Origin of the sequence: Mycobacterium sp. Marseille-P9652 (genome assembly GCF_902652685.1) — a bacterium.
In the GTDB taxonomy this organism is placed as follows: Bacteria; Actinomycetota; Actinomycetes; order Mycobacteriales; family Mycobacteriaceae; genus Mycobacterium.
This window is the reverse complement of the sequence record NZ_CACRUY010000057.1, coordinates 14,422-30,050: the sequence shown is the minus strand read 5'-3', so window position 1 is coordinate 30,050 and position 15,629 is coordinate 14,422. Positions and strand designations below refer to the sequence as shown.

The window sequence follows — 15,629 nt, the reverse complement described above, 5'->3', positions numbered from 1 at the left end:
GTTGTACGGCGCCGGAGGCGCGGGCGGACACGGCGGTAACAACCCCGCTTACGCGGGCATCGCCGGCACCGGCGGTGCCGGCGGCTACGCGCCGCTGTTCGGCGCCGGCGGGGCCGGCGGACCCGGCGGGTCGGACACAGTCGCCTACGGCACCGGCGGAGGCGGCGGCATTGGAGGCCGCGGCGGGCTGCTGTGGGGAGCGCCCGGAGCGGGGGGCCCCGCCGGCACCGGCGGCCCCACCCTTCATGCCGGCGAGGTCTTCGTGGTCAACGCCGACAGCAATTCCGTGACCGTGATCGACCCCGCCACCAACGAGGTCGTCACCACCATCCCGGTCGGCAATGACCCAATGGGAGTAGCTGTGGCACCGGCTGGCACCGTCAACGCCGGTACGGTTTACGTCACGAACAGGCTCGACGACACCGTTTCGGTGATCACTCCCGGCAAACCGATCACCACCATCCCCGTCGGCGTCTCTCCGACGGCGGTGACCGTCAGTCCGGCAGGCACACCCAGCGCCGGCGACGTGTACGTGGCCAACACCGGCGGCGACTCCGTATCGGTGATCAGCCCCACCAACACCTTGCCGACGACGTTCGGAGTCGAGAAACCATGGGGCTTGGCGGTGGCTCCCGCGGGAACCGCGAACGCTGGTGACGTATACGTCACCAGCGAAGGCGCCGGCACCGTCACTGTGTTCAACGCCAACAACATTAAGCTCGCCACCATCGTCACTGGCGATCCATTTGGGATAGACATCAGCCCTGCCGGCAACCCGAACGCGGGAGACGTCTACGTCACTAACCTGACAGGCAGTGTGTGGGTCCTCAGCCCCACCAATCAAGTCATCGCCACCATTGCGACTGGGGGTCATCCGGTCGGAGTGGCGGTCAGTCCCACCGGCACACCCAACGCCGGCGACGTCTACGTCGCAGGCGGGAACGGGAACGCGGTGTCGGTGATAGGGCCCACGAACACCATCCTGACCACCATCCCCGTTGCTGGTGGACCCGACGGTGTTGCCATCAGTCCCACCGGCGCATCGGCGGGCGACGTCTACATCACCGGCCCGTTCAACAACACCGTTTCAGTGATCGACGCCACCAGCAACAGCGTCCTCACCACGATCGCCGTCGGCCTCAACCCACTCGGCCTGGCGATTGGCTGAGGCGTTGTCGCGGCGGGGCACGCCGAGCAGGCTGCGGCGGCCGGCTACCGACTACGGGCTGCGCCGCATCCCTGTCGCCGGGCGCGACGGAACAGCCGACTAAATATCGCACGCCGTGCGATTCCTGCGACCCGCGCGGAATGCCAGCATGGGCCTGTCGGCAACGGCGCCGCGGTCTGTCGATACGCACGGACCTGGGTCCCCATTGCACCCACCGCACTTATCTCCACGGAGGAGGCGTCATGAGTCAACCAGCACCGAGCTCCGAGCAGCCCCGCACGATCACACACGTCGGGGTGACGGTCACCGACGCGGAGGAAGCGATCGATTGGTATCGACGCATTCTTGGATTCCAGCTCTTGCACGAGCCTCAGGAATACGTCTCGGGTGAGGGCTATTTCGGCGGACTCGTCGCCGACATGCTCGGTCCGCATGTGGTGAGGGGAAAGATCGCAATGATGGACGCCGGCAACGGGGTCGGCCTCGAGCTGTTCGAGTTCTCCGAACCGAAGCCCGACCCTCGCGGCGCTGACGAGAACCAGCAGTTCTATTTGCACAAGACCGGTACGTTCCATTTCTGCGTGATCGACCCGGACGTCGAGGGCCTGGCGCGGCGGATCGCCGAAAGTGGCGGCAAACAGCGCAGTGCCGTGTGGGAGTTCGCCGAGGGAATAGGGTTTTACGTCTGCTACTGCGAGGACCCCTTCGGCAACATCGTCGAGATCTATTCCCACGGCACCTGTCATATCTGGAGTGCGCTCGCACAGATCAACAAGAAGGCGGGAAGCCATCAACTCTGACGACGGCACAGACGGCGAAAGGCTCAGTGGACGAACGATGCAGCCCGCCCACTTCACTGACGTCACGGTCCGCGTGGATGGTGTCGACCGAACCGCGAGCATCGACAACCGGGTCACGCTGCTGGACCTGCTGCGCGAGCACCTTGGCGTAACCTCTGCCAAAAAGGGATGCGATCACGGCCAGTGTGGCTCCTGCACCGTGCTTCTCGACGGCCGCCGGGTGACCACGTGCCTGGCACTGGCGGTCGCCCATCAGGGTGCGAACATCGTCACGGCCGCTGGTTTGGGCCACTCGGGCGGACTGCATCCGATGGCCGAGGCGTTCTTGACGCACGACGGATTCCAGTGCGGTTACTGCACGCCCGGGCAGATCTGTTCGGCGATCGGCATGCTCGATGAGGTGAAAGCCGGCGCACCCAGCCATGTCACCGAGGACCTCGAGTCGGCGCCGGATCTCACGGACGCGGAAATTCGTGAACGGATGAGCGGCAACTTGTGCCGCTGCGGCGCATATCCAAACATCTTGGCTGCGATCCGGCAGGTCGCTCCGTGATCCCATTCGAGTATCAGCGCGCAACCAGCGTCGCCGACGCCGTCGCCGCCGTCGGCGGCAAACCCGACGCCTTCTTCCTGGCCGGCGGCACCAACCTGGTTGACCACATGAAGCTGGGACTCGCAGCGCCCAGGTTATTGGTGGACGTAACCGACCTGCCCCTCGGCGATATCGAGCAACTCCCCAATGGGACGATGCGCGTGGGCGCGGGTGTCCGCAACAGTGACCTGGCCGCACACCCGGTCGTGCGCAGTCGCTATCCGGTACTTTCCCGCGCCTTACTCTCGGGAGCGTCGGGCCAGTTGCGAAACGTCGCAACCACAGCGGGAAATCTGTTGCAACGGACGCGATGCGCGTACTTCCAAGATCTGACGACCCTGTGCAACAAACGGGCGCCCGGCACCGGATGCGCGGCCCACGACGGCTACGTGCGCTACCACGCCATCCTCGGCGTGTCACGGCATTGTAGTGCCGTCCATCCCTCCGATATGGCCGTCGCGCTGGCCGCGCTTGACGCCCGGGTCATATGGGTCGGCTCCCGAGGCGAGGGGCGGATATCCCTGCTGGATTTTCACCGCCTACCCGGCGACCAACCCGACCGCGACACCACCCTCCCGACCGGCGCCCTCATCACCGCGGTAGAAATCCCGCCTCCTCCTGACGGCGCCCGTTCCACCTACCGCAAGGTCCGCGACCGTGCCTCGTACGCGTTCGCGCTGACGTCGGTGGCAGCCGAACTCGTCATCGACGGTGGAATTGTTGCGGCCGCCCGCATCGCCCTGGGTGGTGTCGCGCCCAAGCCCTGGCGCGCCAGCCTCGCCGAGGCTGCGCTGGTCGGCGGAGCCGCCACCGAAGCGCGCTTCCGTCAAGCAGCCGACGCGGAGCTCAACCAGGCCGAACCGTTGCGCGGCAACGAATTCAAGGTCGAGCTCACCAAGGGCGCGATCACGGCCACCCTCAACTCCCTTGCGGAGGGGCGGCAACGATGACGACGCTTCGCCCTCGCGCCATCGGTGCGCGACTCACCCGACTCGACGGTCCGGCCAAGGTGACTGGCACAGCACCGTACGCGTTCGAATACAGCGTTGCCGATCCTCTCTATCTATTTCCGATTCAAGCCACGATCGCTCGCGGCCGCATCACCACGATGGACACCGCCGGCGCCTGCGAAGTCGACGGCGTCACGGACGTCCTGAGCGTCTTCGACGCGCCCAGATTGACCGATACGTCGGACGGCGACCTGACTGTGCTCCAGGACGACCTGGTGCACTACCGCGGCCAATTCATCGGCGGCGTGGTCGCCGAAACGGCCGAGATCGCCCGCCAGGCATCCAGTCTCGTGCGCGTTGAGTACGAATCGGCAACGCACCACACCGAACTGCGCGCCGATGACCCCGGCCTGTATGCCCCGGAGCGGGTCAACCCGGACTTCGCAACCGACACTCACGAGGGTGACGTCGGCGCCGGGTTGCGCGACGCACCGATCACCGTCGACAACAGCTACACCACGCCCCTCGAACACAACAACCCGATGGAACCCCACGCGACCATTGCGATCTGGGAGCCCACCGGACCACAACTGACGCTCTACGACGCGACTCAAGGAGTGCACACCGTTCGTCGGAAGATGGCTACGCTGTTCGGGCTCAAAGAAAGCCAAATACGAGTTGTCGCCAGATACGTCGGTGGTGGCTTCGGCTCCAAGGGGGCACCGCATTCGCACAACGTGCTCGCCGTGATGGCCGCGCAACGCGGTGGCGGACGTCCCGTCAAGATGGCGCTCACCCGCCAACAGATGTTCGCCGTAGTCGGTTACCGGACACCGACGATCCAGCGGGTGCGCCTCGGCGCCGATCTCGACGGTCGTCTGACGTCGCTCAGTCACGAAGTCGTCGAACAAACCGCAACAGTGAAGGAGTACGCCGAGCAGACCGCCGTGTTGTCACGGATGATGTACGCGGCCACGAATCGCAAGACCACTCATCGGCTCGCGAGACTTGATGTGCCGGTGCCGTTTTGGATGCGCGCCCCGGGCGAATGCCCCGGCTCGTTCGCGCTCGAGGTCGCGATGGACGAACTCGCGGTCGCCTGTGGCGTCGACCCCATCGAGCTTCGCGTCCGTAACGACCCGCCTGTCGAGCCCCAGACAGGCAACCCGTGGTCGGACCGGCGGCTGGTTGACTGCCTGCGGTCGGGCGCGGAACGGTTCGGTTGGGCGCAGCGCGATCCTGCGCCGAGGAGCCGCCAAGATGGCGAGTGGCTTATCGGTACCGGCGTGGCATCGGCGGTGTACCCGGCAAAGATCATGCCCGGCAATGCCGCTCGGATTGAACGGGTTGCTGACGGCCGGTTCGCAGTGCAGATCGGGGCGGCCGACATTGGCACGGGAAGCGGAACTGTCCTCGCGCAGATCGCCGCCGATGCCCTCGATTGCCGAGTCGAGGACATCGACCTGCAGATCGGTGACACCGACCTGCCGGTCGCCTCGGTGGCCGGCGGCTCGTCCGGTACCAGCTCGTGGGGGCGCGCCATCTGCGCGGCGGCCGAGGCGTTCCGGAAGGAACACGGTGGCTTACCACCCCTCGGCGCAGCGACCGTGGCCGAAGCATCGGACGCTGACGACTCGCAACACTTCGGGCTCTACTCCTTTGGGGCGCAGTTCGCCGAGACGCGGGTGAACCGCCACACCGGCGAGATCCGCGTGTCGCGTATGTGCGGCGTGTTCTCCGTCGGCCGGGTGATCAACCCGATTACATTACGTTCGCAGCTGATCGGCGGCATGATCATGGGAATGTCAATGGCGTTGCACGAGGAGAGTGTTCGCGATCACCGATTCGGCCACGTCGTCACACAGGACTTCGCGGGCTATCACATCAGCAGTCATGCCGATACCCCGGAATTCGATGTCAGCGTGCTGCACAGCGTCGACGCGCATACAAATCCGATGGGCTCGCGCGGTGCCGGCGAGATAGGCATCGTGGGCTCGGCCGCTGCCGTCGCCAATGCCGTCTACCACGCTAGCGGCATACGGGTGCGCGACCTTCCGATTACTTGCGACACACTGCTCGGCACGTGAAACGCGCGCTCTGTGCCGATTCGCGCATCGGCCGAACGGAAGCTGCCACCCGCTGAACCGGTTATGCGTGTCAGCGGCCTGGGCGTTGCCCCCGTGACAAAGCCTTCAACTCGGCGCGCGAGTTGATCTCGAGCTTGCTGTAGGCGTTGCGCAGGTGGCTGTTGATCGTGTGTGGCGACACCGACAGCCTTTCGGCGACTTGAACATTCGTGGCGCCCTCGATGACCAGCTCGGCGACCCGCAGCTCGGCCGCGGTCAGGCTGTCCCACCCCGTCTTGGCTCTGCGTCGAACGGTGCGCCGGACCACCCCGAGTTCGCGGAGGCTCCGTGCGGTCCGGCGTGCCCCGGACACGGCTCCGTGGGCGCTGTACTGATCGAACGCTCGGCCGAGCCCGTCGACGGCGGTGTGGCCTTGGCCCATGCCCCGTGCAACGTTGCCCAGATCTTCCAGGGCCGCGGCGTGCAAGATCGGCCGCTCACCCGTGCCCAGTAGGTGAACCGCCTCTGTCAGCAGCGAGACGTCATCTTCCAGGAGTCCGCGGACGTGTCGGGCGATCCCGGTCATCAAGGGGACTCCAGGATTGTCGCGTTCGAGAATGTCGAGCGCTGTCAACGCAAGTCTCCGGACGCCGTCGTCTTGCGTGCCCGCCGCGAGTCGGGCAGTGAGCACGGCGTTGTCGAAGTCGATCGGCCAAAACGGAAGCGTGAACAGCCGCTTCACCGGCGCGAGATGGCCGACGGCTCCGTCGAGGTCGTCGCGGTGCCAGGCGGCGAGGGCCAAGACGTAGCGGGCCCGCATCCGTGCGGATTCGTTGCCGACTGTCCGGAGAACTTCTCGGGCGGCGCTGCTGATATCTCGGATCAGCGTCTGGTCATCGAGGTAGACGGCAGCTGACGCGAGGTGCGTCAGCGCCACGACGTCGGCGATGACGTACCCTCGGGCAGCCACTGTCGCTACGGACGGCATGAACACTGCGCGCGCGGCGATGAATCGTCCCGCCGCCGTGTCGCACATCGCTTGAATCATGTTGAGCAACTGAACGGTCGATATCTTTCGTTCCGCCTCGGCGACGGCTCGATTCTCGGCCACGACGGTGGCGGCGTCACCTAGCCTCCCGAGCGCCGCGAGAACCATCGCGCAGTACCGTGCCACCGCCTGGCCGGCGGGGGAGGAGCCACCGATCTCGGCCATGCTGGCCACAATGTCGTCGCAGATGGTGGAAGCACGCTGTCCATGGCCGGTGGCGAGCTCCACGGCTGCGAGCACCGCGGTCGCCAGCATCCGGGTGTCGACGTCGTCGAGGCACCCGAGTTGGTCGAGCGCCTCCAAGGCGGCAGGCTTCGCTGCAAGGTCACCGTCGAGCATCACGGTGGAGGAGAGCCAGGCCTGGTTGCGCGCTCGTGTCAGCGGAGTTACGTCGGGCAGTATCAAAGCTCGCCGGTTTTCCGCGGACCGCTGGTCGGGCCAGCGGGTCGGGAGCATTGAGAGGTTGAGCCGGATGTCAGCCTCGAGTTGGGCCGTCAACTCTTCCGAGAGCGCTCTGGCCGCCATGGCCTCTGCCTCGTCGAATCGAGAGGCACGAACCAGCAGTTCGACGCTTTCCGAAAGCAACGCGGCGCGAAGATCGGAGTGAGGGCCGGTCAACTCCAGCGCCCGCAGACCGATGTCAGCCGCGGCCGAGCAGTCCGCCCGCGCCAACGCCCGCGCCGCGGACCGCAGTGACTCCACAGCCGCGCGGTCACCGACATCGGCGCTGCTGGCCAATTGCGTAGCAACTTCTTCGGGAGCAGCACCCATGTCGAGCAGAATGTCGGCCGATTCGCGTTCCAGCGCTCGCAGGAGCGATTCGGGAATGGTTGCGCGGACGGCGCTCCGAACAAGGTCATGACGAAACCGCAGCCGCTTTTCATCACCGACGAGAAGATCGGCATGCACCGCCTCGGTGATCGCAGCGGCGAGCTCGGAGGGACGCCGGTCAGTCATTCGCGCCAACAGCGCAACCGAGAACCGCTCCGGCAAAACGGCCGCGACTTCGACGAGTCGCCGTGTCATCGGGTCGAGGCTGTCGAGCCGATGGTCCATGGTCGCGAACAACCGCTGGGGAAGCGTGGCACCAATCGCCGAGGCACGTCCGACCGCTTCGTGAATTCGATTGTCCTCGCGCAGACCGCGGAGCAACTCGCGAATGAGGAGTGGGTTCCCTTTTGCCTTGGTGGTGAGCTGCAACAGCGAGTCATCGACCTTGCTGCCAAGGATGTCCGCCACGATGTCGGCGGCCGCGGCGGGATTTACGGTCGATAACCGCAGATGGCTGACGTGGTCGGTGCCGCTGCTGGCAAGGGCTTCGACGGCATCGCGAATCGCCGCGCCGGACGAGCCGGTTCGTGCGGTGAGGGCCCAGAGGACCGGCACGTCGACCAAAGCCGCCATCAGCATCCGTATCGCCACGATCGTTCCCGCATCGGCGAGGTGGGCGTCATCGATGGCGACCGTGAGCGGTGTCGCCCGCGCGGCGTCGGTTATGGCCGATTCCAGCTCGTGGACCACCCAATAGCGCAAGTCGCCCGAGGAACCGAGGGTCCGCAGCGCCTCGGCGTCACCGACTGGGGGGTCTGCGCCCAGGGTCGCGCTGAGTAGTGGCCCGAACGGTACGGCCCGTTGATGTTCGGACGCGGCGCCCGACAGCAGCCGGCCGCCGCGGGCCTCTGTCCGCATCCCTACTTCGATAAGCAGGCGCGTCTTACCGATCCCCGGTGGCCCGTCGATGAGTAGGACCGATCCCCGTCCCTCGGACAGGCCTGCGACGCGTGCGTCTACGACGGCCAGCTCGCGGGACCGGCCTCGGATGGGCAGCATTTCGGTGTGAATGACGCTACTCATGAGCTGATTCCTCACGGCCTCCTCCGACTGGTAGCTGGCCGGCCCGATCAGCACTCACTGAAGTAACACTCTACCGAGTAACATTAATCTCTACTAGTTGAAGATTAGTATTAGTTACTAGCTGTTGCTCGTGTTGATTGAGTGGCACTACACCTTGCTGTTAGCATGCGGTGGCTATGAAGAGCTCTGTCGGTCGCTCATGACATCCGAGGACGGGCAACCTTCCCTGCGGCGCTCTCGGCGGGACGAGTACGCCGAGCAGACGCGGCTAGCGGTGATCGACGCCGCCAGAAAGCTGTTCGCCGAGCGGGGTTACTTCAATTGCACCGTCAACGAGATCGCCGAGGCCGGCAGAGTCTCCGCCGGAACGGTCTACCAGCAGTGCGGCGGGAAACACGGACTGTTGCGCACCTTGATGGACATCTGGACCACCGCCCCTCTGGTCCAGCAGACGCTCGATCGGGTCAACGCGACCGAATCTTTCGATGAGCTGCTGCAAAACCTGTCTGACGCCTACTTCGAATTCTTTCGGCAGTTCGACGACATCGTCCAGGTAGTCATCACCACCGCCGCGCATGACACCGAAGCCATGGCATTACTCGACCAGGCGATGCAACGACACCGCACCGCGCTCCACGAAATCGCTCGCAAGGCAAGGAAGCTGGGAGGGTTCCCGAATTCCTTCTCAGACGATGACTTCGCTGACGTGGTGCTGTTCTACTACGGCCCGCAGAACGGCCTTCACTTCACCATCAAGGTGCTCGGCTGGCCCGAGAGGCGGGCACGCGACTGGATCGGCCGACAATTTGCCCAGGGCCTGAGGGAGTCAGCAGCCCGTGCGCGTCGCGTCAGCTCCTGATCCGTTCATGATAGGGGACGTGCGGTCAACGACGTAGTCACCGGTAACGCTTAAAAATCACCAGGCACGCGATGGTTGGTGGATCCGCGGCGTGACAGCCTCGTTGAAGGAGGACCAGCGAGGAGGGAGCGCCAATGGTAGGACAACGACTGTCGCAGAAGAAGATTGCTTTTCTTGCCACCGATATGGTGGAACGGGCCGAGCTCACCGGCCCCTGGGAAGGCCTGAAGGCCCAGGGCGCTGCGCTCACCCTGGTGTCGCCCAACGACACCTCCATCCAGATGTTCGAGCACTACGACAAGGCCGACACTTTCGATGTTGACGTGAAGGTCGACGACGCCACGGCGGACGACTATGACGCCCTGGTATTGCCCGGCGGGGTAGGCAATCCGGACACCTTGCGGATGAATCCGCGAGCCGTTGCGTTCGTTCGCTCGTTTTTCGACCGCGGCAAGCCGGCCGGCGTGATCTGCCATGCGCCGTGGCTCCTCATCGAGGCGGATGTCGTCTCGGGCCGCACTCTGACGTCGTGGCCTTCCCTCGCAACCGATCTGAAGAACGCCGGGGCGCACTGGCTCGACCAACCCGTCGTCGTGGACGGCAATCTGGTCACCAGCCGCCGCCCCGATGACATCCCCGACCACTTCGTTCCCAACCTGGTCGACGTCTTCTCACGCTGAGGGAACGCTTCTCGAAGGAGGCTGACATGAAAGCCGTTGTCTACCAAGGACCTGCTGAAATCTCACTCGAAAGCGTCGCGGACCCCCTCATCGAACAACCAGGCGACGCGATCGTGCGAATCACGCGAAGCGCCATCTGCGGCACCGATCTCCACGCGATCCGCGGAACGCTCCCCGGAATGATCCCGGGCACGGTTCTCGGTCACGAGGCGGTCGGCGAAGTAGCGGACGTCGGCCCCGAGTGCCGCGCCTTCAACCGCGGAGACCGGGTCGTAGTCGCCTCGTTGATGGGATGCGGTGCGTGCCGCTACTGCCGTGAGGGCATCTACGCGCAATGCGACCGGGCGAACCCCAACGGACCCCTCGCGGGCACATGCTTTTTCGGCGGTCCGGAGGCGACGGGACCGATCAACGGGTTACAGGCCGAATTCGCCCGCATCCCATTCGCTTCGACGAACCTGACGCGCATCCCAGACGAGGTCTCAGACGACGAGGCGATCCTGGTGTCAGACGTCTTCCCGACCGGATGGTTCGGCGCATGCCTGGCAGGAGTGCAGCCTGGCCGCACCGTCGCCGTTTTCGGCGCGGGTCCTGTCGGCCAGTTCGCCGCCCTGTCGGCCAAACTCCAGGGGGCCGGCCGGGTGATGATCGTCGACGGCATCGAGTCACGGTTGGCGCTGGCGCGGAACCATAACGTCGAGACGATCGACTTTAACGCCGAAGATCCCGTGGCCACCATCCGCGAGCTCACGAACGGCGCGGGGGTCGACTGCGTCGTGGATGCCGTGGGGATCGATGCGCAGGCTCCCCGCCGCGGGCCGGTCGCGGCGACGACCGCCCAGCAGGCCGAGGAGTTCTCCGCCGAACAACACGCCGCGGCACCCCACGCCCACCTGCGGGGCGACGTGTGGCGACCCGGTGACGCGCCGAGCCAAGCTTCGCGCTGGGCCGCCGAAGCGGTGGCCAAAGCCGGCACGATCGGAATCGTCGGCGTCTACGCGCCCGGGTTCTCCAGCTGGCCGATCGGCACGGCGATGATGCGCAATCTGACCGTGCGCATGGGCAACGCCAACCATCCCCGGTTCATCCCGCAGCTACTTGAACTGGTTCGCGGCGGAACGGTCCGACCCACCGACTACATCACGCAGGGAAAAGAATTAACCGACGCGATCGAGGCGTACGAAACCTTCGACCAGCGCAGGGAAGGATGGCTCAAGACAGTTCTCGATCTCGCGTGACGCAGTGGCCGGCTGACCGGGTGGCGCCGCGCGGGACGATGCGGCGATGACAGCGTGCCGCACAACCGTTGCCGTCACAGGCGATCCGCCGGGTTGAGGATCGGCAAGGGCAGTCATCACGACGCGATGAACGCCAGCAGATCCTGGTTGAGTACATCGGCGTGCGTGGTCAGCATGCCGTGCGGATAGCCGGCATAGGTCTTCAACGCGCCGTTCTGGAGTAGGTCGACGGCGCGGGGGACCGAGCTGGTGAACGGAACGATCTGGTCGTCGTCGCCGTGCATCACCAAGACGGGAACGGTGATCGCCCGCAGATCCTCGGTGTAGTCCTGGAGCCAGGAGAACACGGTCTCATAGTGCGCGTGAGCGCTGCCGGCCATACCCTGTCGCCACCAATTCGCGATGACCGCCTCGGACGGCTCCACCCCAGATCGGTTGAAACCGTAGAACGGCCCCTCCGCCACGGCACGATAGAACTCCGATCGATTCTTCAAGACCCCCGTCTGCACCGCCTCGAACCACTCCGGGGGCTGTCCGCCCGGATTGTCCTCGGTCTGCACCATGTTCGGTGTGGGGGAGGAGACCAAGACCGCCTTGGCGACCCGCTCTTGGTGGCGCGCCACGTAGCGGGCCACCTCAGCGCCGCCGGTGGAGTGTCCGATGTGGACCACGTCGCGCAGATCGAGCTGGTCGGTCAGCGCGGCTAGATCGGCCACCCAGTGGTCGATGTCATTGCCGTTTGCGCTCTGCTCGGACCGGCCGTGCCCGCGCCGATCGTGAGCGATCACCCGATAACCGTGGTGCAGCAAGAACATCATCTGCGCGTCCCAGTCGTCGGCCGTCAGCGGCCAGCCATGACTGAACACGATCGGCTGTCCCGAGCCCCAGTCTTTGTAGAAGATCTCGACACCGTCCGGCGTGGTGATGGTGGCCATGGTCGTTCCTCCCGGTCGTCCCTCGCGTGTGCTCACAGCGCACGAGTGACAGTCAACCCCAAGCCATAAGATTTTTCCTGCGACCCCATATCGCCCCCTGGGGAAGTGAGCACATCGCGGGGCGTTCGCATGACATAGAAGTCAGACCTGAATCTGTCCGCCGTCCACGGTGAGCTCCGCACCAGTGAGAAAACTGCTCTGATCCGACGCCAAAAACAGCACCGCCGAGGCGATCTCCTCAGGGCGTCCCAGCCGCTTCATCGGCACCTGAGCGACCAGGCCGTCGAGCAGATCCTGTTTTTGATCAGCCGGTGCCAGGCCGGTGAGTCCGGGAGTTTCGACGGGGCCTGGGACGACGGTGTTGACCCGAATCTTGAGGTCGGCCAGTTCCGCGGCCCACGTGCGGCCGAGGGACCGGATGGCCGCTTTGGATGCCGCGTAGAGACCGAACGCGGGTACGCCCTGGGAGGCCGCGGTGGATCCGGCGAGGATGATCGACGCACCCTCGTTGAGCAATGGCAGCACCTTCTGCACGGTGAACACCGTGCCGGCGACGTTGCGGTCGAAGTTATCTCGGTAGTGTTCCGGGGTCACATCGGCCAGAGTCGCGAAATCGCCGCCGCCCGCGTTGGCGAAGACAACGTCAAGCCCTTTCCGATGCGTGGAGATTTCGGCGGCCAGGGCGTCTAGTTCTTCTGGCCTACTGACATCGCTCTGTACGGCGTGGGCCCCGATGGAGGTGGCCGCCTCGTCGAGGCGGGCGCGGTCACGGCCGGTGATGAAGACATAGGCGCCTTCGTCAACGAGGCGCTTCGCGGTGGCCAGGCCTATACCCGAGGATCCGCCAGTGACCAGTGCCGTCTTGCCGTCGAGCTGTCCCATGATTGGTCCCATTCGTTCGGTGTGTCGATCCGTTACCGGCTCAACCTTGGTGACATATCACTTATTCCTGCCGGTCTAATACCGTCCACAGCCGCTGGATCCGATCACCGGATATTTCGGCCACGTCGAAGCCTGATGCCGCGGTATAGCCGTCAGGGGAGCGTAGCTCCCATGCCAAGAAACCCAGCCCACGGGTCTGCCGGACCGCGCCGGCCTTAATGAAGTTCAGTCCACGCAGATTTTTCTGCAAATCAGCGGCTTTGGCATTCAGCGCATCATGTCCGGCGGCTACGCCGTCGTCGTCGATCCACTGCACGTCGGCCGCGTAGGTTGTCGCGATCGCCTCGATGCGCCGCTGTGGATCGCGCTCGTTGAACACGGCCAGCAGGTTGGCTTCCATCAGGCGAGTGACGATATCGCTCATGTGACACACTCCGGCATTAGGTGATGTATCACCTACCGTAACACCGCTACCGTGTCGCCGGTGGCAGGGAGCTGTTGTGTTCGAGGTTGACGTGGATGTGCTCGAGCGCGGCGGTCAGCGGCGCCAGCAGGTTCTCGGGCAGGGGATCGAAGAAGAGGGTGCGCACCAGGTCGACGTGGCCGGGAGCGGCCTCGACCAGAGCCTGCCGCCCACTCCGGGTGAGTACGACATGGATGGTGCGGCCGTCCTCGGCGCTGGGCCGGCGTTCAGTGAGGCCGCGTTCCTCCATGCGCCGCAGGTGATGTGAAAGCCTGCTGCGTTCCCAGCCGATCCGGGCCGCGAGATCGCTGACGCGCATAGCCTCCTGGCGGTCACCGCCAAGCGCGACCAGCACGTCGTAGTCGGCCAGCGACAACCCGGAGTCGGCCTGGAGCTGCCGGTTCATCTCGTAGTTCATCCGCAGCTGCACCCGCATGTAGGCCACCCAGGCGCGCTGTTGCCTCGGGGTCAGCCACTCCTGCTTTGGTGATCTGTCCCGCACTCGTCTTGGCGTCACGTTGTCAGTATGACGACGCAATGGGCTCAGCGTGCGCTCTCTTAGGCGTATCCGCCCGATCACACGACCCCGGTTCGTTGGATTCCCAGCACAGGAGTCTCCGTCGAGCAGGCGGCGGGTGAGCCCGGGGAGCGTAGGTCGATCGAAGCCGATTTACCTGCTGACCACGCTTGAATTGAGTTGACATAATGTCGCTTATCGGCACAACGCGCAGCTGCGCCGAGCAGGCGAACCGCAACGCATGCACCCGGCGTGGGCCCGCGCCCCCGCAGCCACATCGACCTCGAGCCCGCGACGCAACATACCCATCGCCCGATTGCATCGGCTGGCCTGGACCGCGCGGCGGCGATTCGGACTGCAACAACATCGACCGGCCACATCCGCTGCATCCGCGCCGCTTTGCGGCACATGCCCCTGCCCCGACGGCAGCTCAACAATCGTCACTGTGACGAATTGGTCACGGCCCGCGCACACCGGCGGCCCGTCGCGACATAACTTCCCAACAGCACCAACGCGCACCCGGCACGCAGAAACGCGCTCACCGAGTCCAAGGCCACTCACCGAGTCCAAGGCTCCGAGGACGACGGCACCAACGGGCGTCAGGATGAGCAAGGCGAAGTTCACATCGCCGGACTGTTGCAGTGAGCAAAAGGCTATCCCCGGCGGGGCACTACGAGCGAACTCGCCAGCACGAACTGCGGCCGACCCCCTGTTGCGCAGCCGACCAGGCCAACATGAACAGGCTTAGCTGGCCACCATTACGTCACCGTGACGATATAACGCCCTGCGGCAGAACCGCTTTCGCCAGTCAGTGCGGGCACTACTGGGTCCCGGCGATCGCCCGCAACACCGAAAGACGTGTTACCAGGGCAATGCACCTTGGCGGTTGACGAAGCTGCCGGTCGGTCCGTCGGCCCCAACCTGAGCCATGCGCACGAGGATTTCGGCGCCCTCGGCCACCGTCTGCGTACCGGTGTTGCCGTTGAGGTCGGTCTTGGTGAAGCCGGGGTCGACAGCGTTGATTCGGATGTGCGGGAAGGCCTTGGCGTACTGCACCGTGATCATGTTCACTGCCGATTTCGACGCCGGGTAGGCCACCCCGAAATAGAAGTCCGGCGGCGTGGGCGCCATCAGGGTCAGCGAGCCGAGGCCGCTGCTGACGTTGACCACCACCGGCGCGGCGGACCTCTCCAGCAGCGGCAGGAAAGCGTGGAGCACGCGGACGGTGCCGAAAACATTCGTCTCGAACGTCTTTCGCATGACCTCCGCGGTGACGTCCGCTGGCCCGATCACCGCATTGCCGTCCGCGCGTTCCTCGATGCCGGCGTTGTTGATGAGCACGTCGAGACCGCCGTCGGAATCGATCATTCGGGCGGCGGCCCGCACCGATTCGTCGTCGGTGATGTCGAGTTGAATGGCCCGTGCGCCGACGGCTTCGGCCGCCTGGCGCCCACGCGCCGGGTCGCGGCTCCCGAGGTACACGGTGTGTCCTATCGCCACGAGCTGGCGGGCGGCTTCCAGGCCTATCCCCTTGTTGGCTCCGGTGATGAGTGTCGTTGTCATACGTCCACCATGCG

Annotated in this window: 13 protein-coding genes and 1 pseudogene; 8 read left to right on the top strand and 6 right to left on the bottom strand. The window is 65.3% G+C overall.

All coding sequences use genetic code 11. From position 1 onward, the window contains the following. The 5 genes and pseudogenes from GPY60_RS22315 to GPY60_RS22295 form a co-directional block, all read left to right on the top strand. A pseudogene (locus GPY60_RS22315) lies at nt 1-1,168 on the top strand (hypothetical protein); the annotation flags it as partial. Nucleotides 1,169-1,308: 140 nt separating this feature from the next. Further along, on the top strand, nt 1,309-1,968 hold the full coding sequence (locus GPY60_RS22310; RefSeq protein WP_156689870.1) for a VOC family protein: 660 nt from the start codon (nt 1,309-1,311) through the stop codon (nt 1,966-1,968). 37 nt (nt 1,969-2,005) lie between these two features. Further along, the gene (locus GPY60_RS22305; RefSeq protein WP_156689869.1) at nt 2,006-2,521 is read left to right on the top strand and encodes a 2Fe-2S iron-sulfur cluster-binding protein; all 516 of its coding nucleotides are present in this window, start codon (nt 2,006-2,008) and stop codon (nt 2,519-2,521) included. After that, nucleotides 2,518-3,510: an FAD binding domain-containing protein gene (locus GPY60_RS22300; RefSeq protein ID WP_156689875.1), complete on the top strand. Its 993-nt coding sequence runs from the start codon at nt 2,518-2,520 to the stop codon at nt 3,508-3,510. The genes GPY60_RS22305 and GPY60_RS22300 overlap by 4 nt, the downstream gene beginning before the upstream one ends. Continuing rightward, on the top strand, nt 3,507-5,597 hold the full coding sequence (locus tag GPY60_RS22295; protein ID WP_156689868.1) for a xanthine dehydrogenase family protein molybdopterin-binding subunit: 2,091 nt from the start codon (nt 3,507-3,509) through the stop codon (nt 5,595-5,597). Before GPY60_RS22300 ends, GPY60_RS22295 begins: the two co-directional genes overlap by 4 nt. Before the next feature lie 70 nt (nt 5,598-5,667). Here the strand turns inward: GPY60_RS22295 and GPY60_RS22290 are convergent, their stop codons facing one another. After that, nucleotides 5,668-8,478: an ATP-binding protein gene (locus GPY60_RS22290; RefSeq protein ID WP_156689867.1), complete on the bottom strand. Its 2,811-nt coding sequence runs from the start codon at nt 8,476-8,478 to the stop codon at nt 5,668-5,670. Nucleotides 8,479-8,608: 130 nt separating this feature from the next. Here GPY60_RS22290 and GPY60_RS22285 point away from each other — a divergent pair, with 130 nt between their 5' ends. The 3 genes from GPY60_RS22285 (at nt 8,609) to GPY60_RS22275 (ending at nt 11,255) form a co-directional block, all read left to right on the top strand. Continuing rightward, the gene (locus GPY60_RS22285; protein ID WP_156689866.1) at nt 8,609-9,337 is read left to right on the top strand and encodes a TetR/AcrR family transcriptional regulator; all 729 of its coding nucleotides are present in this window, start codon (nt 8,609-8,611) and stop codon (nt 9,335-9,337) included. Between the two features lie 134 nt (nt 9,338-9,471). Next, nucleotides 9,472-10,017, top strand: coding sequence for a type 1 glutamine amidotransferase domain-containing protein (locus GPY60_RS22280; protein WP_156689865.1), 546 nt, complete (start codon nt 9,472-9,474; stop codon nt 10,015-10,017). 26 nt (nt 10,018-10,043) lie between these two features. After that, nucleotides 10,044-11,255, top strand: coding sequence for an alcohol dehydrogenase catalytic domain-containing protein (locus GPY60_RS22275; RefSeq protein WP_156689864.1), 1,212 nt, complete (start codon nt 10,044-10,046; stop codon nt 11,253-11,255). A gap of 116 nt (nt 11,256-11,371) precedes the next feature. Here the strand turns inward: GPY60_RS22275 and GPY60_RS22270 are convergent, their stop codons facing one another. The 5 genes from GPY60_RS22270 to GPY60_RS22250 form a co-directional block, all read right to left on the bottom strand. Then, a complete protein-coding gene (locus tag GPY60_RS22270; protein WP_156689863.1) occupies nt 11,372-12,190 on the bottom strand; it encodes an alpha/beta fold hydrolase in 819 nt (272 codons plus the stop codon). A gap of 141 nt (nt 12,191-12,331) precedes the next feature. Next, on the bottom strand, nt 12,332-13,072 hold the full coding sequence (locus tag GPY60_RS22265; RefSeq protein ID WP_156689862.1) for an SDR family NAD(P)-dependent oxidoreductase: 741 nt from the start codon (nt 13,070-13,072) through the stop codon (nt 12,332-12,334). 61 nt (nt 13,073-13,133) lie between these two features. Further along, nucleotides 13,134-13,496, bottom strand: a complete 363-nt coding sequence (locus GPY60_RS22260) for a nuclear transport factor 2 family protein (protein WP_231639782.1) — start codon at nt 13,494-13,496, stop codon at nt 13,134-13,136. A gap of 46 nt (nt 13,497-13,542) precedes the next feature. After that, nucleotides 13,543-14,052: a MarR family winged helix-turn-helix transcriptional regulator gene (locus GPY60_RS22255; RefSeq protein ID WP_370462791.1), complete on the bottom strand. Its 510-nt coding sequence runs from the start codon at nt 14,050-14,052 to the stop codon at nt 13,543-13,545. An 861-nt stretch (nt 14,053-14,913) separates the two neighbouring features. Further along, nucleotides 14,914-15,615, bottom strand: a complete 702-nt coding sequence (locus GPY60_RS22250) for an SDR family oxidoreductase (protein WP_156689861.1) — start codon at nt 15,613-15,615, stop codon at nt 14,914-14,916. Nucleotides 15,616-15,629 lie beyond the last annotated feature (14 nt).